1 protein-coding gene is annotated in these 525 nt (G+C 72.4%); it reads left to right on the top strand.

All coding sequences use genetic code 11. From position 1 onward, the window contains the following. A partial coding sequence (locus tag J5M58_RS26155; protein WP_207880233.1) for a cytochrome c occupies window positions 1–525 on the top strand: 525 nt, incomplete at both ends.

Genomic DNA, 525 nt, shown 5'->3' with positions numbered 1-525 from the left:
CAACAAGGGCGCACTCGCGATCCTGAAGGTGGACGGCCCGGAGAACAAGGCGATCTATTCGGGCAAGGAGCTCGACGCGCCGTACAGCGGCGACGCCGTCACCGCGGCGGCGGGTTCGGGCCCGGCCGGCGCGCCCGGCGCCGCGGCCGGCGTGAAAGGCGGCGTGAAGGGCGGCGCCTCGCCCGTCAGGACGAGCGCCGCCGCGAGCGCCGCGCCGCTGTCGCTGCCCGCGCAGGTGAAAGCGGGCGGCACGGTGTTCGCGAGCACCTGCGCGGTGTGCCACCAAAGTGCCGGCACCGGCCTGCCGGGCGTGTTCCCGCCGCTCGCCGGCTCCGACTTCCTCGCCGCGAACCCGAAGCGCGCGATCGGCATCCTGCTGCACGGCCTGAACGGCAAGGTGACGGTCAACGGCCACGACTACGATTCGGCGATGCCGCCGATGGCGCAACTGACCGACGACGAAGTCGCGAACGTGCTGACCTACGTGCTGAACAGCTGGAACAATCCGGGCGGCCGGATCAGCGC

Origin of the sequence: Pseudomonas sp. 32_A (genome assembly GCF_017490905.1) — a bacterium.
Classification (GTDB): Bacteria; Pseudomonadota; Gammaproteobacteria; order Pseudomonadales; family Pseudomonadaceae; genus Aquipseudomonas; species Aquipseudomonas inefficax.
This window is presented reverse-complemented; position numbering and strand designations above follow the sequence as displayed.